Source organism: Burkholderia sp. AU38729 (genome assembly GCF_020419725.1).
Classification (GTDB): domain Bacteria; phylum Pseudomonadota; class Gammaproteobacteria; order Burkholderiales; family Burkholderiaceae; genus Burkholderia.
Genome location: NZ_JAIZQO010000006.1, coordinates 135,166 through 158,638 on the forward strand (window position 1 = coordinate 135,166; position 23,473 = coordinate 158,638).

Below are 23,473 nucleotides of genomic sequence, written 5' to 3' on the forward strand. Positions count from 1 at the left end.
CGTCGTCAAGCTGTGGACCGGATGCGAAACGGTGCAGGGGCGCCGAGTGTGGCTTGCGCAGGAATTTCACGATGACACGGACAGCCAGTATCGATGAGATCGCCCGTAGCCTGAACGGGTTGGAGCCACCCTGGCTGCCGGCCTATGACATGCGCGCCTATGCAGCAAAGGTGGATTCGGAGTGCGGATATAGCTCGGAAATGATGGTCGCCCTCGAGATCAATACGCGAATGTTCGAGGAAGTCGTTGCGTACGTGCATTTGTGCGGCGCGTTCGCATCGCTGCATCCATCCACGGCGCGGCAGTACGAATGCGTGCGCAACGACTCGGCCGAAATCGACGATGTGCTTGCACACCATGCGACCGGCGCATGTCCTACGTACACGGGGTTGCTGGCGTCGTTCGTCGACCGGGGCGTCGTCGTGCGACGTGCGCCTGGTTGAGGTGCCGCCCCAGTAACGGCTTCGTGCCGCTTTCCTTTCGACTGCGACGCATCGCATTCGCAGTCGCGATCAGGACCCAGCTCAAGATGACCACGCCTTCCGGACACCCTGCCATGCAGACAAGAACCATCAAGCAAGCCACTGCTTTGTTCGCCTGGGTCAACCGGGCGACCGCCGACCGGTCGCGTCGATGCGCGTCGGCTGTTTGCGCGACAGCCGGGCTATTGCTCGCCGCCAGCATGTTTTCCGGGTGTGCGCCGCTGTCGGCGTCCGCGCCGGCCGATCCTCAACAACAGGCTGTCGCGGAGCAGCGGAATGCGAATGCGTTGTATAGCCGGAAGGTGTTGGCATACAAGCCGATGTTCGAGAATCCTGGCGGCTACGGTCGAGAGCAGATACTGGATGCGTACGAGGCAGTCCTCCAGCAGTACTCCGCCGCTGCGATCGTGTATGTCCGCATCATCTATCCCGACGCTCGACAGACGCTTCCACCTTCGCTGCAGCCATTGCCGGCGCCGTCGGGGCCGGTCACGCTGGCGGTCGTCAATCGCGACTACGAACACGTGCTCGGCATGAGCGCTGCGTTGTGGGAGATGGATATGGCGGCGAACTTTGGCCGGCCGTCGAAATTGCCGATACCGAAATACAACGGCCCGGTGCTGATCATGCCGCCGTTGCCGCCGTTTCCACCGCTGCAGGATGTTCGCGATCCGAAGTTCGCCCGGCTTGTGACGATGACGAAGAAAGTGGACGACGCGCAGAAGGCGGATCTGGCACGAGAGCACGCCGCGATCGAGCAACAGTATGCGGAGCAGGCCGCGTGGCGGGCACGACACCCCATGGGGCAGTATGACCACCTCGACCCGAGGACCGGGCTGCCGTACGCGCCCCCGCCCCAGGAGACGCAGCGATGGTGCATGATGGGCGGCGGCCGGGTGCCTTGCTGAAACCGCTGCGCGCAGCGGCAATGGTGGCATCCGTTTCCGACGTGGGGCCGTCTGCTTCAAAACCCGTGCTCGTGTCGGCCTGCGTGACGCTGTTCGCGGGCAGCGTATCGGTCGCGCATCCTGGTCAACCGGTATCCGGCAGCGGGCACACGTGCCCGACAGGCTGAAGGGAACGGTGCGGGCGGCGGTGCTAAGATGCCCGCCCTGTAGTCAGGAGATGCATGAATGCGCGCGAGCAAACGCCAGCAGGTGGTCGACAAGGCAGGTGAGTTGTTTTCCCTCCATGGCTTTCATCCGGTCGGCATCGACCGGATCATCGCCGAAGCGGACGTTGCCCGCATGACGCTCTACCATCACTTCGCCGGCAAGGACGATCTGATCAAGGCCGTGCTGGAGCAGCGCTACACCTTCATCATGGAGAGCATCGCCGCGAAGCTCGACCCCATGCCGCACGCCGCTGCGCGCCTGAAGGGGATTTTCGACTGGTACGGCACCTGGTTCAGCAGCCCGGCGTTCGCGGGCTGCCTGTTCGAGCGTGCGCTGGCCGAGTTCGGCGCGACCTGCCCCAAGGTGACCGACGTGGCGGTGCGCTATCGCGACGACTTGCTGGCCCTCATGGAGCAACTGCTCGCCGAGATCGTTCCGCGTCGCCGGGCACGTCAGCTGGCAGGCGTGTACGTGATGTTACTGAGCGGGGCGACCGCGGATGCGCGTGCGATCGGGGATTCGCAGGCTGCCGCAAGGGCCTGGCAGGCGGCGGAGATGTTGCTGAACGAGTCCAGGGTCGCAGCGGAAAGCACGCGTAAAGCCCGTAGCCGTCGTGCTTGATCGTTGGGGCCCCCGTTTAGCCTTGGCACAACGTCGGCCGTAGCGAGTACGAATACGGGCCGACGCTGTCAAGCATGCGGCGAATGCGGTGCCAGGTACGCCCGGCATCCATGCCGATCGGTTCCTCAAGAACGCGCCGTGATTTCTTCACTGTGTTTTACCGAAGGCAAGAAGGTAAACGCGCGCCGCGGCCGCCTCATCGATTGAGCACGGAACTGGCCAGCGTTGCCGCGAACGTCAGCAACACCAGCGACGAGCACCGCAGCACGATGGAAGCCAGTCGACCTTCCGAGCGGTTCATGACCAGCAGCCGCCCCGACCGGGACCATATCAGTCCGATCGGAATCAGGGTGATCAGAAATACACCGGTCGACATCAGGAAAATGTCGAGCGACCTGAACGCCGCCTCCGGAAAAATGGCGCTTGAAAACAACAAGGCCTTGGGGTTCATCAAGGTCGCAACGAAAAGTGCTCGGAACCCCAGCGGCGGCGAGTCGGTGGCGTCAAAGTCGGCGCCTTTGAACCACATGTTCACGGCGAGGTAGAAGATGAACGTGGCGCTGAGCAACTTGACGCAACTGACGATCCACGGATATTGCGTCGCCAACGACCACAGAAAGAATCCCCATACGGTGATGGCTATCACATAGCCTGACGCCTCCGCCGCGACCAGCCGGCACGCCCCACGCAGATTCAGCTTGAGCCCGGCAGACAGCAGCAGCGTGTTGGTCGGCCCGGGGACCAGCAGCACAAGGGCCGCGTAGAACGACATTTTCAGCATGGGACTCAATGTCAACATGGGCTAACCTCGTTTTTCCAACGATGGGCTCGGTGCAAGTGTCGATGACTGGCGACGCGTGAATCTGCATGGGTTGCCGGAAGGCGACCCCGGCAGGGCTGCGCCGGTAACGTAGAAAGTGGCAGGCAAGGCGACGGTGTCGCGCCCATCATTGTCAGGGTCAAGTCGCTTCCCGGCATACCTGCCGGATAATCATAAGTCGCGAAAAGTGTCACTGACAACGCTTGTTCCTCGCGTTTGGTATTCCGAAACTCCGCGAGCGATTGCTTCGTCCGCTCATCATCGTATATGAATCCTGGACATGATTTATCCGGTTCGAAATTAATATCTGCGAACCTGGAATTGTCGTTGTTATTGGTCCGTAAATTTGAAGGTTCCAGGTCGAACTTACCGCGATAAATATATTCACGTATCAATGACGTAATTTTTGCGTGGTCGTGTTCGAGAATGTAATGTCGGCCACCGATGCGTCTGGCAAGGCAGTGCGAAAAATAGGGATAATTTAATGACAATGCACGAATCATTGAATTGATGACAAATATAGTATTCAGTGTGACGCGCTTTTCATGTTGGCGTGCGTCGTATTCAGTATTTGGATCGCGCAATGAAATATTGAATAAGGCAAATAAAAATACTGTCAAATATGCCAGTTTAATTTAATTAATCGACGGCCTATTCTAAATGCGGATCAATTGAGCACCATCGCAGAAGTCCATTCGGGTTTTAAATCCTATGGGAAGCGCGTCATGAGCAATCCGATCAAGCATATCGTCATCGTGGGCGGCGGCACCGCGGGCTGGATGTCGGCCTCGTACCTCGTCCGGGCACTCCAGCAGCAGGCGAGCATTACGCTCATCGAGTCCGAGGCGATTCCCCGGATCGGCGTGGGCGAGGCGACCATCCCCAATTTGCAGAAGGTATTCTTCGACTTCCTCGGGATACCGGAGCGGGAGTGGATGCCCCAGGTGAACGGCGCGTTCAAGTCCGCCATCAAGTTCGTGAACTGGCGGAAGTCGCCCGACCGCTCGCGCGACGACCACTTCTACCATTTGTTCGGCAGCGTGCCGAACTGCGACGGCGTGCCGCTGACCCATTACTGGCTGCGCAAGCGCGAGCAGGGCTTCCAGCAGCCGATGGCGTACGCGTGCTACCCGCAGCCCGAGGCGCTCGACGCCAAGCTGGCGCCGTGCCTGCTCGACGGCACCCGCCAGATGCCCCACGCGTGGCACTTCGACGCGCACCTGGTGGCCGATTTCCTGAAGCGCTGGGCCGTCGGGCGCGGGGTGAAGCGCGTGGTCGACGAGGTCGTGGAGGTTCACCTGAACGAGCGCGGCGATATCACCAGCCTGTCCACCAAGGAGGGTCGAACGCTGGAGGCGGACCTGTTCATCGACTGCTCCGGCATGCGGGGGCTCCTGATCAACCAGGCGCTGAAAGAGCCCTTCATCGACATGTCCGACTACCTGCTGTGCGACAGCGCGGTCGCCAGCGCGGTGCCCAACGACGATGCGCGCGTGGGGATCGAGCCGTACACCTCCGCGATCGCGATGAACTCGGGGTGGACCTGGAAGATTCCGATGCTGGGCCGGTTCGGCAGCGGCTACGTGTTCTCGAGCAAGTTCACGTCGCGCGACCAGGCCACCGCCGACTTCCTCAACCTCTGGGGCCTCTCGGACCAGCAGCCGCTCAACCAGATCAAGTTCCGGGTCGGGCGCAACGGGCGGGCGTGGGTCAACAACTGCGTCGCGATCGGGCTGTCGTCGTGCTTTCTGGAGCCGCTGGAATCGACGGGGATCTACTTCATCTATGCGGCGCTTTACCAGCTCGTGAAGCACTTCCCCGACACCGGGTTCGATCCGCGGTTGAGAGACGCGTTCAACGCCGAGATCGTCTACATGTTCGACGACTGCCGGGATTTCGTCCAGGCGCACTATTTCACCGCGTCGCGCGACGACACACCATTCTGGCTCGCGAACCGGCACGACCTGCGGCTCTCGGACGCCATCAAGGACAAGGTCGAACGCTACAAGGCGGGGCTGCCGCTGACCACCACGTCGTTCGACGACGCCACGTACTACGAAACGTTCGACTACGAATTCAAGAACTTCTGGCTGAACGGCAACTACTACTGCATCTTTGCCGGCCTGGGGCTGCTGCCCGACCGGTCGCTGCCGCTCTTGCAGCACCGGCCGGCGTCGGTCGACAAGGCCGACGCGATGTTCGCCCGCATCCGGCGCGAGGCCGAGCGTCTGCGGGCCAGCCTGCCGACGAACTACGACTACCTGCGGTCGCTGCGTGACGGCGACGCAGGGCGGGCGCGCAGCCGGCCCGGGCCGGTCGCGGCGCCGGAGACCTTGTAGTGGAGCGCGTCCTGGGCCGGGCACGCGCATTCGCGGCCACGCACGCCGCGGTGGCGGCCTGCGATCCGCTGCGCGCGCGGGCGCTCGTGCTGCAGCTGCCGGCCCTGAATCGCAAGAACGACGTGCCCGGCATCGTCGGCCTGTTGCGCGAGTTCCTCCCGGCGCGCGGCGTGCCGTCCGGCTGGGGCTTCGTCGAAGCCGCCGCCGCGATGCGGGACATCGGGTTCTTCCTGGGGTCGCTGAAGCGGCACGGACACGAGCCCGTGGACGCGGTGCCCGGGCTCGAACCGGTGCTGCTCGACCTCGCGCGTGTGACCGACCTGCCGCCGCGCGAGACGCTCCTGCATGTGACGGTCTGGAACCCCGCGACGGCCGACGCGCAGCGGAGCTACACCGGGCTCGGCGACGAAGCGCACCTGCTCGAGAGCGTGCGCATCTCGATGGCGTCCCTCGAGGCGGCCATCGCGTTGACCGTCGAGCTGTCCGACGTGCCGCTGCGCTCGCCCGCGTTCGAGGAAGGGTGCGTCGAGCTGGCGGCCCATCTTCAGAAAATGGTCGAATCGATCGTCTACGCGTACCGCTTCATCTCGCCGCAAGTCTTCTACGACGAGCTTCGCCCGTTCTACGAACCGATTCGGGTCGGGGGCCAAAGCTACCTCGGCCCCGGCGCCGTGGAAATGCCCCTCTTCGTGCTGGAGCACGTCCTGTGGGGCTCGCAATCGGAGCACCCGGCCTATCGGGAATTCAAGGAGACGTACCTGCCCTATGTGCTTCCCGCGTTCCGGGCGGTCTACGCCCGGTTCGCCGGCCGGCAGGCGCTCGTCGACCGCGTGCTCGGCGAGGCGCAAGCGGCCCGCGTGCGGGGCGAGCCCGTCGAGGCAGGGCTGGCGGCCCTCGAGCGGATCTTCGAGATCCTGCTGCACTTCCGCGCGCCTCACCTCAAATTGGCGGAGCGGACCTACGCAGCCGGGCAAACCGGCCCGACGATCGGTAGCGGCGGGTACGCGCCCAGCATGCTCGGCGATCTGCTCATGCTCACGCGCGACGCGCGGTCCCGCCTCCACGCCGCGCTCGCCGAGCCCTGATACCTGACGCCTGACGTGCTTGGCCATGTGTTCCATCTCACCCGGAGAGCTTGCCCCCATGACTCAGAAGAGCACTGCAAACGAGCGCGATAACCATCATTTCGACGTGATCATCCTCGGTTCGGGCATGTCCGGCACCCAGATGGGGGCCATCCTGGCCAAACAAAAGTTTCGTGTCCTGATCATCGAGGAGTCGTCGCATCCGCGGTTCACGATCGGCGAATCGTCGATCCCCGAGACGTCCCTGATGAACCGCATCATCGCCGATCGCTACGGCATTCCGGAGCTGGACCACATCACGTCGTTCTATGCGACGCAGCGTTACGTCGCGTCGAGCACGGGCATCAAGCGCAACTTCGGCTTCGTGTTCCACAAGCCCGGCGAGGAGCACGATCCGAAGGAGTTCACGCAGTGCGTCATTCCCGAGCTGCCGTGGGGGCCGGAGAGCCATTATTACCGGCAGGACGTCGACGCCTATCTGTTGCAAGCCGCCATCAAGTACGGCTGCACGGTTCGCCAGAAGACGAGCGTGACCGACTACCACGCGGACAAGGACGGCGTCGCGGTGTCCACCGCGCAGGGCGAGCGGTTCACGGGCCGGTACATGATCGACTGCGGGGGGCCCCGCGCGCCGCTCGCGACCAAGTTCAACCTCCGCGAGGAGCCGTGCCGCTTCAAGACGCACTCGCGCAGCCTCTACACGCACATGCTCGGGGTCAAGCCGTTCGACGACATCTTCAAGGTCAAGGGGCAGCGCTGGCGCTGGCACGAGGGGACCTTGCACCACATGTTCGAGGGCGGCTGGCTCTGGGTGATTCCGTTCAACAATCACGCGCGGTCGACCAACAACCTGGTGAGCGTCGGCCTGCAGCTCGACCCGCGCATCTACCCGAAAACGGATATCCCCGCGCAGCAGGAGTTCGATGAATTCCTCGCGCGGTTCCCGAGCATCGCGGCGCAGTTCCGCGATGCGGTGCCGGTGCGCGACTGGGTCAAGACCGACCGCCTGCAGTTCTCGTCGCGCGCGTGCGTCGGCGACCGCTACTGCCTGATGCTGCATGCGAACGGGTTCATCGACCCGCTCTTCTCCCGGGGGCTCGAGAATACCGCGGTGACCATTCACGCGCTCGCGGCGCGCCTCATCAAGGCGCTGCGCGACGACGACTTCTCCCCCGAGCGCTTCGAGTACATCGAGCGCCTGCAGCAGAAGCTGCTGGACCACAACGACGACTTCGTCAGCTGCTGTTACACGGCGTTCTCGGACTTCCGTCTGTGGGACGCGTTCCACCGGCTGTGGGCGGTCGGCACGATCCTCGGGCAGTTCCGGCTCGTGCAGGCCCACGCGAGGTTTCGCGCCTCGCGCAACGAGCGCGACCTCGATCACCTCGACGACAACGCGCCGTATCTCGGCTTCCTGTGCGCGGACATGGAGGGGTACTACCAGTTGTTCAATGACGCCAAGGCCGAGGTCGAAGCCGTGAGCGCCGGGCGCAAGACGGCCGGGGAGGCCGCCGCGCGGATTCACGTCCTCATCAACGAACGGGAATTCGCGAAGCCGATGTTCGGCTTCGGGTACTGCATCACCGGGGCCAGGCCGCAGCTCAACAACTCGAAGTACAGCCTGCTGCCGGCGATGAAGCTGCTGCACTGGACGCAGACGAGCGCGCCGGCCGAGGTGAAAAAGTACTTCGACTACAACCCGATGTTCGCGCTGCTCAGGGCGTACGTCACCACCCGCATCGGCCTGGCGCTGAAGTAGCCGGCCGACACTGCCACGACAACATGGACGACGTTCAATATCAATTGCATCCAGCGGATGCCCGGGAGCAACCGTCGGGGGCATACGACGCGACCACGCGCGTGGCCGCGAGCTGGTACGTCGCGATGCGTTCGGACGCCCTCAAGGACAAGCCGCTGGAACTGACGCTCTTCGGCCGGCCGTGCGTGGCGTGGCGCGGCGCGACGGGGCGGGCCGTGGTGATGGACCGCCATTGCTCGCACCTCGGCGCGAACCTGGCCGACGGGCAGGTCAGGGACGGGTGCATCCAGTGCCCGTTTCACCACTGGCGGTACGACGAGCAGGGCCAGTGCGTTCACATTCCCGGCCACAGTACGGAGGTGCGCCGGCTGGAGCCCGTTCCTCGCGGGGCGCGCCAGCCGACGTTCGTCACCGCCGAGCGATACGGCTACGTGTGGGTCTGGTACGGCGCGCCGCAGCCGCTGCACCCGCTGCCCGACATCGCCGCGGCCGACGTCGACAACGGCGACTTCATGCACCTGCACTTCGCGTTCGAGACGACGACGGCGGTCCTGCGGATCGTCGAGAACTTCTACGACGCGCAGCACGCGCACCCGGTCCACGCGCTGCCGATCTCGGCCTTCGAGCTCAAGCTCTGCGACGACTGGCGCCCGTGGCCGGAGGTCGAGCCGCTGGCCCGGGCGGGCGCGTGGTTCGGCGCCGGGATCGACTTCACCGTGAACCGCTACTTCGGGCCCCTCGGCATGCTGTCGCGCGCGCTCGGCCTGAACATGTCGCAGATGAACCTGCACTTCGACGGCTACCCCGGCGGGTGCGTCATGACCGTCGCGCTGGACGGAGACGCCAAATACAAGCTGCTCCAGTGTGTGACGCCGGTGAGCGACGGCAAGAACGTCATGCACATGCTCATCTCGATCAGGAAGGCGGGCGGCCCCCTGCGCCGCGCGATCGACTACGTGCTGTTCGGGCTGCAGACCAGGCAGGCCGCGGGGTACGACGTCAAGATCTGGAACGCGATGAAGCCGGACGGCGGCGGCGCGTACAGCAAGTACGACAAGCTCGTGCTCAAGTACCGCGCGTTCTACCGGGGCTGGGTCGACCGCGTCGCCGCCAGCGAGCGGCAACACGCGAATCGGCGGCCCTAGTCGATGCCGGCTCCGATCGGCGAGCCGGCATCGGCGACGCATCAATACGTGAGACCGAATCCGAACGGATACAACGGATGCGCGGTATCGTGCGGCACGTCTTCCCGCTGCGCCGCGACCTCCGCCATCGACGACGGCAGCTCGAACGGCAGCTTCCCTTGCGGTTGACCTTTACCGGTCAGCACGTCGAACAGCGCGGCATCGGTCACGCCGAAATTGGCGAGGATCGCGGTGGCCTTGTCCTGCACGTTGGTCAGGATGGCCGGGCGATCCATGTACACCGAGACGATCGACTTCGGCGCAAGCGCGGCCTGCTTGATGGCTTCGTAGTCCGCACTGCCGTCGACGAACGCGAGACTGCCCTCATGCTGCATCGAGCCGAACATATAGTTCGGGTGCAGCGTCTGATAGGGCGTGCTCACGCGGAGAATCGCGACGTCGGCGGCTTGCGGCGTATCGACGACCTGATAGCCGTATTGCCGTGCGACGGCGGGATCGATGCCGTACAGCCAGACTTTCTTGCCCGCTGCCGCCATCGGCAGCAGCTTGCCGTTGTTCTGCAGCAGCACCATCGAGCGGCGCTGCGCATCGAGCGCCTGGGCCTGGAAGTCGGCATTTCCGACGATCTTGCCGGCCGCGTCCGCATCGACATACGGATGGTCGAACAGGCCCTGCTGGAATTTCTGCAGCAGGACGCGATAGGCCGACTCCGACAAGCGCGCTTCCGACAACTGCCCGCGGTTGACGGCGTCGATGAGGTCGCTCGGATCGTCGTCGCCGCCGAACTGGTCGATGCCGGCGTTGACCGCACGCGCGAAACGCTGCACGCGGGTCGCGCCCTCCATCCCCCAGGGCATGCCCAGTCCGACGAACGACGGCGCGCCCGACGACACGCCGTTGATGCAGTTCGCGTCGCAGTCGTCGGCGATCAGCCAGTCGGACAGGATCACGCCCTTGAAGCCGTATTTTCCGCGCAGCAGGTCGGTCAGCAACGCCTTGTCGTAAGCGCCGCCGACGGGCTCCAGCGTGATGCCGTCGACCGTCACCGTCATGTCCGGTTCGGAATAGGTCGGCATGACCGAGCCGACGTTGGCGGCGAATGCGCCTTCGAACGGCTTCAGGTGATAGGCGAAATTGTTGCCCGGATAGGTCGCATAGCGGCCGTAGTAGTTGTGGCTGTCGAAGCCGAGTTTCTGCGCGCCGTATCCGGCCCAGTGCTTGACGACGGCGATGACGCTATTCGCCTGGATGCCGTTGGTGCCGCCCTGGAAGCCTTCGATATAGGCCTGGACCTGCGTGCGGGCGAGATCGGCGTCCTCGCCGAACGTGCCGTTGATGCGGGCCCAGCGCGGCTCGGTCGCGAGATCGGCTTGCGGCGAAAGCGCTTCGGTGATGCCGACGGCGCGATACTCCTGGCGCGCGATATCGCCGAAGTTTCGCGTGAGCGCCGCGTCTCCCATCGCGGCGAAGCCGAGCGTTTCCGGCCATTGCGAGAAACCGCTGCTGCCTGCGCTGGCGCCGAGCGTGTACTGGAAATGATTGCGCGGGTCGGAGCTGATCGTCACCGGGATGCCGAGCCGCGACTGCTCGGCCAGCGTCTGGATCTGGTTGGCCTGGACGGCCATGGTGTGCGCATCGGCACTCATGCGCGTGATGTAGGTGTTGACGCCCCGCTGATCGATGAGCGTCTTGAGCGCGGCCAGGTCGTAAGCGGAGCCGGTGCCCGCGCCGGTCGTGTCGTTCAGCACCGGTGCGGTGCCGTGCATCATCAGGCCGGCTTTCTCGGCCAGCGTGAGACGGCCGACCAGGTCCCGTGCACGCACTTCTGCGCTCAGCCGCCAGTCTTCGTAGGGTTCGAGCTGGCCGCTCTTGTCCATGTCCTTGAATTTGAGGCCGTCCTGGGTGATCAGGTTCAGCGTCGTGTAGCCGAAGTCCTGCTGCGTGACCGGCGTGGACGAGGAATCGACGCCGCCGCAGGCAAACAGCCCCAGGGTGAGCGCGGTGCCCGACGCGGCCCATGCCGAGCGGTGGATGGCTGATCTCGTGATGCGTTGCATGCTTGTCTCCTGAATCGGATTTTTTTGGCGCGGCCGTGATGCATGACGCAGGGCCGCCGGCCACTTTACCGAGCTGTTTCAGGAGACGTTTTGCCGCCGGGTGCAGTTTTTGCCCCGCCGGGGCGCGATGTGTCAGGCGGCGGGGGGCGTCGAGGGTTCGGGGCGGGCAGGCGCGCCGCCCGACGCGCCCTTGCGTTCGTCCGCGATCCAGCCGCCGAACAGCTGGATCTTCTGCTGCTGTTCGGCACCGTCCGGATACACGAAGTAGTAGCCCATCCCCGTCGGCAACGAGAGGTCGAACGGCATCACCAGCCGGTGCGCCGCCACGCTTTCGTCCGCGAGCGTCCGGTCGCCGATCGCGACGCCGTAGCCGTCGATCGCCGCGTGGGTCGCGAGATCCAGCGTTTCGAAGCTCAAGCCGCGCGTCGAGTCGACGTGCGGCGCGCCCGCATGGTCGAGCCACCGCTTCCAGTCGCGATGATCGCGGGTCGGATGCAGCAACGTGTGACCGGCCAGGTCGTCGACACTCGCGAGCGGCTGCCGCGCCGGCAGGCTCGGCGCACAGACCGGCGTGAGCCGTTCGTCGAACAACGGGATCGCATGCATGTCGGGGCCGGCGCCGGCTGCATAGATCACCGCGGCGTCGAACGGCTCCATGCGGAAGTCGACCTGATGATCCCAGGTGGTGGTGATCTGCACCTGCAGTTCGGGATGCTCGGCCTGGAACCGCATGATGCGCGGCAGCATCCACTGCATCATGCAGGTCGGCACCTTCAGTGCGAGTTCCGTCCGCCGGCGCGACAGGCGCATCGACACCTCCTCGATGCGCGCGAAGCTTTCGCGCACGGTCGGCAACAGGAGTTCGCCTTCGGCCGTCAGCGTCAGCCCCTTGGGCGTGCGCTTGAACAGCGCGAACTGATAGAAGCTCTCGAGCGCGAGGATCTGCCGGCTCACGGCCCCCTGGGTCAGACACAGGTGCTCGGCGGCACGCGTGAAGCTGCCGTGACGGGCAACGATGTCGAACACCTGCAGCGCGTTGAGGGAGGGAAGTCGTTTCATCGGAAGAGTCGGGGGTGGAACGGGCGCGCGGCGGCGCGCCACGGTATCGCTCAGTGCAGGATCTTCGCGAGGAAGTCCTTCGCGCGTTCCGATTTCGGATTCGAGAAGAAATCGTCCTTGCGGTCGTCCTCGACGATCGCCCCCTGGTCCATGAAGATCACGCGATGGGCGACCTTCTTCGCGAAGCCCATCTCGTGCGTGACGACCATCATCGTCATCCCTTCCTGCGCGAGTTCGACCATCACGTCGAGCACCTCGTTGATCATCTCGGGGTCGAGCGCGGACGTCGGCTCGTCGAACAGCATCGCGACCGGGTCCATCGACAACGCACGCGCGATCGCGACACGCTGCTGCTGGCCGCCCGACAGCTGGCCCGGGAACTTGTGCGCGTGCGCCTTCAGGCCGACGCGCTCGAGCAGCTTCAGGCCCTTCTCGTTCGCCTCGTCCTTGCCGCGGCCGAGCACCTTGACCTGCGCGAGCGTCAGGTTCTCGGTGATCGACAGGTGCGGGAACAGCTCGAAATGCTGAAACACCATCCCGACCTTCGCGCGTAGCTTCGACAGGTTCGTCTTCCTGTCGCCGACCGACTGGCCGTTCACGAGGATCCCGCCCTGCTGGAACGGCTCGAGGCCGTTCACGGTCTTGATCAGCGTGGATTTGCCCGAGCCCGACGGGCCGCACACGACGACCACTTCGCCTGTCCTGACCTCGGTCGTGCAGTCGGTGAGAACCTGAAACGGGCCGTACCACTTCGAAACGTTGCTGATGGAAATCATGGAAGTTCCTGGATCGTAATGAAGCGCGCGCGGCGCCGGTTCAGCGTGCCTTCGCGACGCGATAGCGACCTTCGAGCACGCGGGCATACCACGTCAGCGGGAAGCACATCGCGAAGTAGAGCAGCGCGACCATCGCGTAGATCGGAAACGGCTTGAATACCGCGTTGGTGATGATGTTGCCCGTCTTGGTCAGTTCGGTCAGCCCGATGATCGACGTCAGCGCGGTGCTCTTGACAGCCTGCACGAGGAAGCCGACGGTCGGCGGCAGCGCGATCTTCCACGCCTGCGGCCACACCACGTAGCGCAGTTGCTGGGTCCACGTCATGCCGAGGCTGGCCGCCGCGTGCCACTGGCCGCGCGGCACCGCGTCGACGCAGCCGCGCCAGATGTCGGTCAGGTACGCGCTGGCGTTCAGCGTCAGCACGACCGACGCGGCCACCCACGGCGTCACGTCGATGCCGACGAGCGGCAGCCCGAAGAAGCCGAGGAACAGCTGCATCAGCAACGGCGTGCCCTGGAACACCTCGACGTACAGGATCACGAAACGACGCAGCGCGGCCGACGCCGAGACGCGCATCGCCAGCAGCGCGAACCCGGCGACGCCGCCGCCGACGAACGTGATCAGCGACAGCAGCAGGGTCCAGCGCGCGGCGAGCAGGAGGTTCCATGCGATGTCCTGGAAGGTGAATTCGATCATCGTGCACGCTCCGTCGACAGGCGGGTTTGAGGGGAACGGGCCCGCCATGCGAGGCGGGCAAGACAGCCGCGCCGAGGCGCGGCCGCCGCGCCGCGCTGCATGCGGCCCGAGAACAGGCGCCGGCCGACACGATTGAGCAGCATGCGCAGCGCGATCGACAGCAGCAGGTAGATCGCGGTCACGACGATGTAGATCTCGAACGCACGGAAGTTACGCGACTGGATGAAGTTCGCCGCGTAGGTCAGGTCGGGCACCGAGATCTGCGAGACGACCGCCGAGCCGAGCATCACGATCAGCACCTGCCCGAGCAGCGCCGGGTACACGTTCGCGAGCGCCTGCGGCAGCACGACGTGACCGAACACCTGGCGGCCGTGCAGCCCGAGCGCGCGCGCCGCCTGCACCTGCCCGTGCGGCACCGATTCGATGCCGGCGCGCAGGATCTCGACCGCGTACGCGCCGAGGTTGACCGTCATCGCCAGCACGGCCGCCTGTACTTCGTCGATGTGCACGCCGATCCCGGGCAGCCCGAAGAAGATGAAGAACAGCTGGACCAGGAACGGCGTATTGCGGATCAGCTCGACATAGGCCGCGACGAGCGTGCGTGCCCAGCGCGGGCCGGCGAGCGCGACCCACGCGCCGGTGGTGCCGATCAGGCCGCCCAGCACGGTGGCGGCCGCGGTGAGGCCGAGCGTCACGCCGATGCCGCGCGCGAGCAGGCCGGCGTACAGGCCGAAATCGCTGAAGTCGAACACGTAAGTCATCGCGATGCCTTTCGTCGTGAATGCGGGGCGGGGGCGGCGCGCATCACAGGTCGGCCGGCAGGGCCGCGTGCAGCCACTTCTGCGACAACGCATTCAGCGTGCCGCTCTTGCGGGCGCCGGCGATCGCATCGTTGACCTTCTGCATCAGGCGCGGCTCGTTCTTGTTCAGGCCGACGTGATCGGGCGAGCTGAACAGCGAGAACTTCTGCTCCGGATCGATCGACGGATGGCGCGCGATGATCGTCGCGCCGACGTCGTTGCCGACCACGAGCAGTTGCGCCTGCCCCGACAGGAACGCGGCGATCGCGCCGTTCGGGTCGTCGAAGCGCTTGATCGTCGCGCTCGGCGGCGCGACCTTGCTCACGCTGAGATCCTCGAGCGTGCCGCGCGCGACCGCGACCGACTTGCCGGCGAGATCGGCGTTGCCCTTCACGGCCAGCGATTTCGGGCCGAACACCGCGAGGTAGTACGGCGCATACGCATTCGAGAAATCGATCACCTTCGCGCGTTCCGGCGTCTGCCCGACCGACAGCAGCATGTCGGTCTTGCGGTCGGCGAGATAGGCCATCCGGTTGTCGCCGGTGACCTGCACGAGTTCGACTTTCGCGTTGAGTGCGCGGCCGATCAGGTTCGCCATGTCGATGTCGTAGCCTTGCGGCTTCATGTCCGGGCCGATCGAGCCGAACGGCGGGTAGTCCTCGAATACGCCGATGCGCACGACGCCCGATTTCGCGATCGTGTCGAGCGCGTCGGCATGCGCGAGCGGCGCGAACGCGGCAAGGGCCGCGGTGCCGGCGCAGGCGCAGAGGAGGACGGTACGGGCGAGCAGGCGCTGCACGTGACGGGTGGTTTGGGACGTTGCGTTCATGGTGAGATCCTCGTTGCTGGGCTGGACTGCGCGGGAGAAAGGCAGGAAATCAGGCGCCGCGGGCGGCGATGAGCTTGCAGGCATGGGCGGGCAGTTCCGCGAGCACGGGCATGCCGACGTGGAGGTCGGGCGTTTCGCGCGGCGTCGTCGCGGCCGTCAGCGTGAAGCCGCGGCAGTCGATCGTCGCTTCGATCGACGCGCCGACGTCGCGCACGAACGTGATCGTGCCCGCCAGCGTATTCGGCGCCGCGGCCGGCTGGCCCGGGCGCACGCAGACATCCTCGGGACGAATCAGCAGGCGCACGCCATCGGTCGCGCGCGGCGTGTCCGGCATGCGCCGGATCGCGAGACGCTGCCCGCCGGGTAGCACGATGGCGTCGTCGCCGTCGCACGCGACCGGCAGGATGTTGCCGAGGCCGATGAAGTCTGCGACGAATTCGTTGACCGGATCGCGATAGATGTCGAGCGGCCGGCCGACCTGCTGGATCCGGCCTTTGTCCATCACGACGATCTCGTCGGCCATCGTCATCGCTTCGCGCTGGTCGTGCGTGACCATGATCGTCGTGATGCCGAGCCGTTGCTGGAGCAGCCGGATCTCGACCTGCATCGCCTCGCGCAGCTTCGCGTCGAGTGCCGACAGCGGTTCGTCGAGCAGCAGCAGGCGCGGCGACGATGCGATCGCGCGTGCAATCGCGACGCGCTGGCGCTGCCCGCCCGACAACTGCGTGACGAGCCGGTCGGCCATGTGCGGCAGCTGGATCAGCTCGAGCAGCTCGGCCACGCGCCGCGCCTGCGCGGCCTTGTCCGTCTTGCGCAGCCGCAGCGGATACGCGATGTTCTGCGCGACCGTCATGTGCGGAAACAGCGCGAGCGACTGGAACACCATGCCGAAGTCGCGGCGGTTGGCGGGTACGTGCGTGAGGTCGCGGCCGGCGAACGTCAGCGTGCCGGCGGTCGGCGTCTCGAGGCCGGCGATGATCCGCATCAGCGTGGTCTTGCCGCAGCCGGACGGGCCGAGAAAGCAGACGAGCTTGCCGTCCGGCACCGACAGGTCGACGTGATCGACCGCACACGCCTGGTGGAAGCGCTTCGTCACGTTCTGGAGGATGAGCTGGGTCATGAGGGTTCCTTGCACGGGCGAGGGCGGGGCGGTGCGCGCGTCAGAGCGCGACACCCTTGTCGCCGACGAGTTTTTCGAGCATCCAGATCAGCGCGAAGTCGATCGCGACGGTGAACACGGCGAAGCAGAACACGGTCGGGTCGAGCGACGAGACGGTGCGGCTGTAGAGCCAGACCGGCAGCGTCATCGTGTCGATGCTGTACAGGAAGAACGTCACCGTGAATTCGTTGAACGACACGATGAAGGCGAACAGCATCCCGGCGAGGATGCCGGGCCGCATCAGCGGCAGCACGACGTCGACGAGCGCGCGGCGCGGGCTCGCGCCCATCAGGCACGCCGCTTCCTCGAAATCGGGGCCGATCGACGCGACCGACGCCGCGCAGTTCTTCACCGTGAACGGCAGCGTCAGGATCACGTGCGCGACGACGAGCCGCACGATGCCGAGTTCGACCGGCAGCGCGTTGAACACGATCAGCAGCGCGAGGCCGAGCATCACGAGCGGATAGACGATCGGCAACGCGACGAGCTGCTCGACGAGCGTCTTGCCGCGAAAGCGGTAGCGCGACAGCGCGTAAGCCGCGGGTACCGACACCGCGGTCGCGATCAGCATCGTCGCGACCGCGACGACGAGGCTCGTCGTCAGCGCGGCGCCCATCGATTGCGCGCTGCCCGCATCGGACGACACGAACGTCTGCCACGCGGCGCGATACCAGTGCAGGCTGAATTCGCGCGGCGGGAATTCGAGCGTGCCCGATGCGCCGAACGACATCGTGATCATCGTCAGGATCGGCAGCGACGCGAGCAGCAGCACGAGCGTCGCGAGCGCGCCGGTCGCGCGTCCGAGGCGGCCGGGCATCGGCGCACGGAGGAGCAGGGCGTTCATCGGTTCACCTCGCCGGCACGTTGCAGGGTGCGCACGAGGCGCTGCGACACCGCCATCACGACGAGCGTCGCACCCATCAGCACGACGCCGGATGCCGACGCGGCGGGCCAGTTGAGCAGCGGCGCGACCTGGTCGTGCACGAGCACGGCGAGCATCGGCACGCGCCGGCCGCCGAGCAGCAGCGGCACCGCGAACGCGCTGGCGTTGTACGCGAACACGAGCAGCGCACCGGAGACGAGGCCGGGCATCGCGAGCGGCAAGGTCACGTGCCGCAGCGTCTGCCAGCGGCTCGCGCCGAGCGTCGCGGCGGCTTCGTCGTAGGCGCGGGACACCGCGCGCAGCGCGCTCGACAGCGGCAGCACGGCGAGCGGGAACGCGGTCTGGATCAGGCCGAGCAGCACGCCGTGCTCGCGGTACAGCAACTGCAGCGGCCGCCCGATCACGCCGCCGGCCAGCAGCGCGCGGTTGAGCAACCCGGCCGGGCCGAGCATCACGAGCCAGCCATAGCCTTGCAGCAGCAGGTTCACGAGCAGCGGCAACAGCACGCCGGCGAGCAGCAACCGGCGCGCGAGCCGCGATTCGGTGCGCGCCATCGCGAGCGCCACCGGGATCGCCAGCAGCACCGCGCACACCATGCTCTGGAACGCGAGGCGCAGCGTGAGCGACAACGACGTCGTGAAGTACGGGTCGGCGAGGTCGAGGTAGTTCTGCAGTGTGAAGGTCCGCCATTCGTCGCCGGACACGCCGACGCTCATGCGCAATACCGTGACCGTCGCGGCGGCGAGCACCGCGAGGAACGCGAGGATCGGCGCGAGCAGCAGCCAGGGCGGCACGCCGGGCAGCGCGGGCGCATCGGCGCCCGCGCCGGCCGTGCCTGGGGCGGCTGGCGCGGCGTCTCGGGGAGAGGGCAGGGAGGCCATGTCGTTACGCCGAGAAGAGGCCCGTGTAGCGCTTGATCCACGCCGGCTGCACGGCCGCGAGCGCCTTGTCGTCATGCAGCACGGCTTTCTCCGCGATCTGCTGCGGCGACGGCACGAACGCGCGGCTTTCCGCGGGAATCACGGCCTTGCCGTTCACGGGGCCGTTCAGCACGTCGGCCGCCATCCGGCCCTGCACGCCGGCGTCGAGCGAATGATTGATGAACGCGTGGATCAGGTCGAGGTCGCCCGGGTGCGCCTTCGGAATCACGGTGAACATCAGCTGCGTCGCGAAGCCTTCCTTCATCCCGTACGTCACGCCCATCTTGTAGTCGGGCTTGCGGATCTGGTCCGGGAAGAACGCGGGCGAATAGATGCCGCCGAGGTCGAGCGAGCCCGTGCGGAACAGGTCGGCGACCTGGTTCGGGTTTTCGCCGAGGGTCATCACGCGGTCCTTCAGTTGCGCGAGCTTCCGGAATCCCGGATCGATGTTCTGCTGCGACCCGCCGGCCAGCTTCGCCGCGATGATCGCGAGGTCGACCGCTTCGGCCCACTCGGGCGGCGGCAGGAACAGGCGGCCCGCATACTTCGGATCCCACAGCGCCTCGTAGCTCGACGGTGCGCTCTTCACGGTCGCCGTGTTGTAGATCAGCCCGTCCGACCACAGCAGGTAGCCGATGCCGAAGCCGTTCGCGCCGGTGCGGTACTGCGGCGCGACGTCCTTCAGGTTCGGCAGCCGGTTCAGGTCGGGCTTCGCGAGCAGGCCCGCTTCCGCAAGACCGGCCGCGCCGACGCCGGCCAGCGTGATGACGTCGTAGGTCGGCCGCTCGCCCGCGGCCTTGACCTTCGCGACCATCCCCGACGTGCCGTCCGCGCGATCGGCGATCACGCGCGCGCCGGTCTGCTTGCTGAAGCTCTCCGCGATGTTGCGCAGCGCGGCCGCGCCGGTATCGTCGGACCACGTGAGCAGGCGCAGCGTCTTGCCTGCGAAACTGCTCGTCTGTGCCTTCGCAGTACTGATGAATGGCATCGGAAGGGCGGATGCAGCGAGCGCCGTGCCGAGGGTTTTGATCACCTGCCTTCTGCCCGCCTTGAAGTGTTGCATGGCCGTCTCCTGATGAACGATGCCGGGTGGTTCGATGCCGGGCGCCGACTGCGGCGCGGGGTGTGGATGAACTGTAGGGAGGTCAAATTTCCGCAACAAACGAAATATCCGCATGCGCGGCATGACATAAACGCATGGCCCGGAGACCTCAGCCGGCCGGCATCATGACCTGCTTGATCTCCTGAAAGGCGGCGAGCCCGAACGGGCCGAGTTCGCGTCCGATGCTGCTGCGCTTGTAGCCGCCCCATGAGGTTTGCGGATAGATCAGCTGCGGCGTGTTGATCCACACGACGCCCGCCTCGAGCGCGTTGGCCACCCGCCTGGCGCGTGCGGTGTCGCGCGTAACGACGGTGGCGACGAGCCCGTATTCGGTATCGTTGGCGGCCGCGATCGCATCGTCCTCGGCGTCGAATGCGCGGACACACAGCACCGGCCCGAAGATTTCTTCACACCATAGCGGGCTGTCGGCCGGCACGTCGGCGAACAATGCCGGCCGGATGAAATAACCGGGGCCGTCGAGTGTGTTGCCGCCCGCAACGAGCCGCGCGCCGTCGGCCCGGCCCTGCGCGATGTGGCGCTTCACCCGTTCGTATTGCGCGCGATTCGTCAGCGGGCCCATCTGCACGCCGGGGGCGAACGGCGGGCCGACGACGGTCGCGTCGATGCGCCGTGCGACGCGCGCGATCAGTTCATCGGCGAGCGGCGCGGCGACGAGCACGCGCGAGGTCGCCGAACACATCTGCCCGGCGTTGAACAGGCCGCCGCCCGTGACGAGTTCGACCGCGCGATCGAGATCGGCGTCGTCGAACACGATGATCGACGACTTGCCGCCGAGTTCGAGGCCGACGCCCTTGATCGTGTCGGCGGCCGTCTTCATGACCTGCACACCGACGGCGGTGCTGCCGGTGAACGACAGCTTCGCGACGCGCGGATGCGCGCACAGTCGGGCGCCGACGTCGTGGCCGGTGCCCGTCACGACGTTCAGCACGCCGGGCGGCAGCCCCGCTTCGGCGGCGATCGCGACGAGTTCGAGCTCGGGCAGCGGCGTGATCTCGGACGGCTTCAGCACGACGGTGCAGCCGGCCGCGAGCGCGGGCGCGAGCTTCCACGCGGTCGTCACCATCGGGAAATTCCACGGCACGATCAGCGCGGCGACGCCGGCCGGCTCGCGTCGGATCCACGCGCGATGGTCGGCATCGGGCAGCGCGATCTCGGTTTCGCCGTCGGTGTCGAGGCGCTCCGCGAGGCTCGCGTAGTAGTCGAAGGTGGCGATCACGTCCGCGACGTCGATTTCGGCTTCGGCGAACGGCTTGCCATTGTTGAGCGACTGCAGCGTGGCGAGCCGCGTGCGGCGTGCGTCGACGCCGCGCGCGATCGCGCGCAGCAGCGCCGCACGCGTGGCGCCCGTCGTGCGTTTCCAGCCGGCAAACGCGCGTGACGCGGCCTGCACGGCGTGCTCGACATCCGCGTCGCCGCCTGCGCTGACGTTGGCGAGCACGGCTTCCGTCGACGGATCGACGACGGGCAACGTCGCGCCGTCGACGCTCGCCCGCCAGGCTCCGTCGATGAAGTGGCGCGTGTGCAGCGGCGGATCGAACGCGAGAGCGGGTGTCGTGCTCATCGCTGCACCTGTGCGAACCAGGCTGCCTCGTCGATTTCGATCACGGTCGGGATCGCGCGCGCCGCGGCGTCGCGCAGCGCGGCGGCCAGCGCGCCGGGTGTCGCGGCCGTGTGCGCCGCGCAGCCGAAGCCGCGTGCGAGCGCCTGGAAATCGGGCGTATACGGATCGACGCCGACCGGCGTGATGTCGCGCGCCACCATGTATTTGCGGATCTCGCCGTAGCCGCGGTTGTTCCAGACGATCACGATCACCGGCAGCCGCGCCTCGACCGCGCTCGCGAGCTCCGGCAGCGTGAACTGCAGGCCGCCGTCGCCGATCAGGCACACGACCGGGCGCGCGGGCGCGGCGAGCTTGGCGCCGATCGCGGCGGGCAGCCCGTAGCCGAGCGTGCCGTAGCCGGTCGACGAGTTGAACCAGCTGCGCGGCGCCGCTGCATCGTGGGTGAAGTTGCCGACGTAGACGGGGCTCGTCGAATCGCCGGCGATGATCGCGCCGGGCAGCGTGGCGACGATCGTATCGATCAGCCGCGCCTGCGACCGCGCGGCGCCGTCGTGCATCGACGCGATCGCGGCGCGCACGTCGGCCACCCGCGGCGCGCCCCAGTCGGCGTCGGGTGTCGGGGCCGGCGTTTCGTGCAGGCGGGTCGACAGCGCGCCGAGCGCCAGCTGGGCATCGCCGGCGATGGCGATCTCGGCGCGGGCGTTGCGCATCAGCTGTTGTGCGTCGATGTCGATGCGGATCAGCCGGCCGTCGATCGCGAAGCCGCCGTCGAACGTGACGTCGTAATCGGTTTCGCCCAGCTCGGTGCCGACGGCGAGCACCACGTCGGCATCGCGGATCGCCGCACGGGTGGCCGGCAGCGACTGGGTCGAGCCGATCAGCAGCGGGTGGCCGGCCGGCAGCAGCCCCTTCGCGTTGATCGTCAGCGCGACCGGCGCGTGCAGGCGTTCGGCGAGTTCGCGCAATTCCGCCGCCGCGTGGATCGCGCCGCCGCCGGCGAGGATCAGCGGCCGGCGCGCGTGCGCGAGCAGGCCGGCGGCCGCGGCGAGCGCGTTCGCATCCGGCGCGGGCCGCGCCGGCAGCGCGGGCAGGGCGTCGGACAGCGCGGGCGCCGGCATCACGATCACGTCGAGCGGAATCTCGATATGCACGGGCCGCGGCCGCGCGCTGGCGAACACCGCGAAGGCGCGCGCGAGGACCTGCGGCAGGTCGGCCGCGTCGAGCAGCGTGTGCGAGAACGCGGTGAGTCCCGCGAACACGTCGCGCTGGGACGGCAGCTCGTGCAGGCGGCCGTCGCCGCGGCCGAGTTCGCGTCGCGCGTTGACGCTCGAGATCACCAGCATCGGGATCGAATCCGCATAGGCCTGTGCCATCGCGGTCGCGATATTGGTCATCCCCGGCCCGGTGATGATGAAGCAAACGCCCGGTCGGCCCGTGACGCGTGCATAGCCGTCGGCCATGAAGCCGGCCCCCTGTTCGTGGCGCGGCGTCACGTGGCGGATCGACGATGCAGCGAGGCCGCGATAGAGCTCGACGGTATGCACGCCGGGAATGCCGAACACGCATTCGACGCCGTGGCGCTCGAGGAGGTCGACGAGCGCTTCGCCGCAGGTGCGCGGGCGGGGATGGCAGGGCGCTGGCGTGGCCTTGCGGGCCCCGGCGAGGGAGGAAACGGTGGCGGGATGGTTCATGGATCGTGGTGTGCCGATTGGGGAGGGTGAGTGGCCCGTACCGCAAACGAGGGGGCATGGTGCGGATTGTCGGCGTCGATCCGGGGTGCCAACAATCGATTAGTTTTCATGCGCGGCATGAGCGCCGTGCATGGCGGCGTCGAATCGCGGGGCGGGTAATGGACTGCGGGTTTTCACGGCAGCGCGGGTTGCAACGCGCGTCGTACGGACCTCCCGGCGCTGCATGACGGCGTCGACTAGTCTTGCGCGAAACGGGCGCGAAACGGGCGCGAAGCGAAGCGGTGCCCGCCGCTCGGCGCGGGGTGTCGCCCGCCCGATGAGCCACGAGCGGCGGGTGCGCGGATTGATGCAGGCGGACGAGCGGGCACATGGCGCAACCGGCGCAACCGGCGTCTTGCGCGGCGATTCTTCCGACGAGGGCGGCCCCGGGCGCGCCGCGCACGCGATGCCAGTCGGCATGCGAATCGTGTAGTTAACCTGAATATCCGCGGGGCGTGGCGCGTAATATTTTGATGTCGCCCCGTGGCTGGTAGCGGGTTTTACGCGCTGCGC

The 23,473-nt window shown here is 66.7% G+C and carries 20 protein-coding genes; 7 read left to right on the top strand and 13 right to left on the bottom strand.

What is annotated here, in order from left to right; translation table 11 throughout:
- Positions 1-71 precede the first annotated feature (71 nt).
- From LGM56_RS17525 to LGM56_RS17535, 3 genes are all read left to right on the top strand, one after another.
- Complete coding sequence (locus tag LGM56_RS17525) at positions 72-443, top strand: hypothetical protein (RefSeq protein WP_226206016.1); 372 nt, start codon at positions 72-74, stop codon at positions 441-443.
- 113 nt (positions 444-556) lie between these two features.
- Positions 557-1,390 carry a hypothetical protein gene (locus tag LGM56_RS17530; RefSeq protein WP_226206018.1) on the top strand — a complete coding sequence of 278 codons (834 nt, stop codon included), beginning with the start codon at positions 557-559 and terminating at the stop codon, positions 1,388-1,390.
- Between the two features lie 225 nt (positions 1,391-1,615).
- A complete protein-coding gene (locus LGM56_RS17535) occupies positions 1,616-2,218 on the top strand; it encodes a TetR/AcrR family transcriptional regulator (protein WP_089434126.1) in 603 nt (200 codons plus the stop codon).
- Between the two features lie 196 nt (positions 2,219-2,414).
- Here LGM56_RS17535 and LGM56_RS17540 read toward each other — a convergent pair whose 3' ends face one another.
- Positions 2,415-3,017, bottom strand: a complete 603-nt coding sequence (locus LGM56_RS17540; RefSeq protein WP_226206020.1) for a LysE family translocator — start codon at positions 3,015-3,017, stop codon at positions 2,415-2,417.
- 746 nt (positions 3,018-3,763) lie between these two features.
- Between LGM56_RS17540 and LGM56_RS17545 the strand changes: the two genes are divergently transcribed.
- From LGM56_RS17545 to LGM56_RS17560, 4 genes are read left to right on the top strand one after another with little or no spacing between them, the layout of a single operon-like run.
- Positions 3,764-5,377, top strand: a complete 1,614-nt coding sequence (locus tag LGM56_RS17545; RefSeq protein ID WP_226206022.1) for a tryptophan halogenase family protein — start codon at positions 3,764-3,766, stop codon at positions 5,375-5,377.
- Positions 5,377-6,462, top strand: coding sequence for a monodechloroaminopyrrolnitrin synthase PrnB family protein (locus LGM56_RS17550; RefSeq protein ID WP_226206024.1), 1,086 nt, complete (start codon positions 5,377-5,379; stop codon positions 6,460-6,462). The genes LGM56_RS17545 and LGM56_RS17550 overlap by 1 nt, the downstream gene beginning before the upstream one ends.
- 58 nt (positions 6,463-6,520) lie before the next feature.
- The gene (locus LGM56_RS17555; RefSeq protein WP_089498344.1) at positions 6,521-8,221 is read left to right on the top strand and encodes an NAD(P)/FAD-dependent oxidoreductase; all 1,701 of its coding nucleotides are present in this window, start codon (positions 6,521-6,523) and stop codon (positions 8,219-8,221) included.
- 23 nt (positions 8,222-8,244) lie between these two features.
- On the top strand, positions 8,245-9,366 hold the full coding sequence (locus LGM56_RS17560; RefSeq protein ID WP_226206026.1) for a Rieske 2Fe-2S domain-containing protein: 1,122 nt from the start codon (positions 8,245-8,247) through the stop codon (positions 9,364-9,366).
- A gap of 41 nt (positions 9,367-9,407) precedes the next feature.
- Here the strand turns inward: LGM56_RS17560 and LGM56_RS17565 are convergent, their stop codons facing one another.
- The 12 genes from LGM56_RS17565 to LGM56_RS17620 form a co-directional block, all read right to left on the bottom strand.
- Positions 9,408-11,423: a glycoside hydrolase family 3 protein gene (locus tag LGM56_RS17565; protein WP_226206028.1), complete on the bottom strand. Its 2,016-nt coding sequence runs from the start codon at positions 11,421-11,423 to the stop codon at positions 9,408-9,410.
- Positions 11,424-11,555: 132 nt separating this feature from the next.
- Entirely contained in the window at positions 11,556-12,482 is a 927-nt protein-coding gene (locus LGM56_RS17570; protein WP_226206030.1) for a LysR substrate-binding domain-containing protein, read from the bottom strand.
- 50 nt (positions 12,483-12,532) lie between these two features.
- Positions 12,533-13,258, bottom strand: coding sequence for an amino acid ABC transporter ATP-binding protein (locus LGM56_RS17575; protein WP_226206032.1), 726 nt, complete (start codon positions 13,256-13,258; stop codon positions 12,533-12,535).
- A gap of 40 nt (positions 13,259-13,298) precedes the next feature.
- Entirely contained in the window at positions 13,299-13,955 is a 657-nt protein-coding gene (locus LGM56_RS17580) for an amino acid ABC transporter permease (RefSeq protein WP_089498349.1), read from the bottom strand.
- Positions 13,952-14,716, bottom strand: a complete 765-nt coding sequence (locus tag LGM56_RS17585) for an amino acid ABC transporter permease (protein ID WP_089498350.1) — start codon at positions 14,714-14,716, stop codon at positions 13,952-13,954. The genes LGM56_RS17580 and LGM56_RS17585 overlap by 4 nt, the downstream gene beginning before the upstream one ends.
- Before the next feature lie 43 nt (positions 14,717-14,759).
- The gene (locus LGM56_RS17590) at positions 14,760-15,584 is read right to left on the bottom strand and encodes a transporter substrate-binding domain-containing protein (RefSeq protein WP_089498351.1); all 825 of its coding nucleotides are present in this window, start codon (positions 15,582-15,584) and stop codon (positions 14,760-14,762) included.
- Between the two features lie 49 nt (positions 15,585-15,633).
- Positions 15,634-16,704, bottom strand: a complete 1,071-nt coding sequence (locus LGM56_RS17595; protein WP_226206033.1) for an ABC transporter ATP-binding protein — start codon at positions 16,702-16,704, stop codon at positions 15,634-15,636.
- 40 nt (positions 16,705-16,744) lie between these two features.
- Positions 16,745-17,587 carry an ABC transporter permease gene (locus tag LGM56_RS17600; protein WP_226206035.1) on the bottom strand — a complete coding sequence of 281 codons (843 nt, stop codon included), beginning with the start codon at positions 17,585-17,587 and terminating at the stop codon, positions 16,745-16,747.
- Positions 17,584-18,507 (bottom strand): ABC transporter permease, encoded by a 924-nt coding sequence (locus LGM56_RS17605; RefSeq protein ID WP_226206037.1) that lies wholly within the window; start codon positions 18,505-18,507, stop codon positions 17,584-17,586. Before LGM56_RS17605 ends, LGM56_RS17600 begins: the two co-directional genes overlap by 4 nt.
- Positions 18,508-18,511: 4 nt before the next feature.
- Positions 18,512-19,609, bottom strand: a complete 1,098-nt coding sequence (locus LGM56_RS17610) for an ABC transporter substrate-binding protein (RefSeq protein ID WP_089434133.1) — start codon at positions 19,607-19,609, stop codon at positions 18,512-18,514.
- A 148-nt stretch (positions 19,610-19,757) separates the two neighbouring features.
- On the bottom strand, positions 19,758-21,230 hold the full coding sequence (locus LGM56_RS17615) for an aldehyde dehydrogenase family protein (protein WP_226206039.1): 1,473 nt from the start codon (positions 21,228-21,230) through the stop codon (positions 19,758-19,760).
- Positions 21,227-22,921, bottom strand: coding sequence for a 5-guanidino-2-oxopentanoate decarboxylase (locus LGM56_RS17620; protein WP_226206041.1), 1,695 nt, complete (start codon positions 22,919-22,921; stop codon positions 21,227-21,229). The genes LGM56_RS17615 and LGM56_RS17620 overlap by 4 nt, the downstream gene beginning before the upstream one ends.
- Between the last annotated feature and the right edge of the window lie 552 nt (positions 22,922-23,473).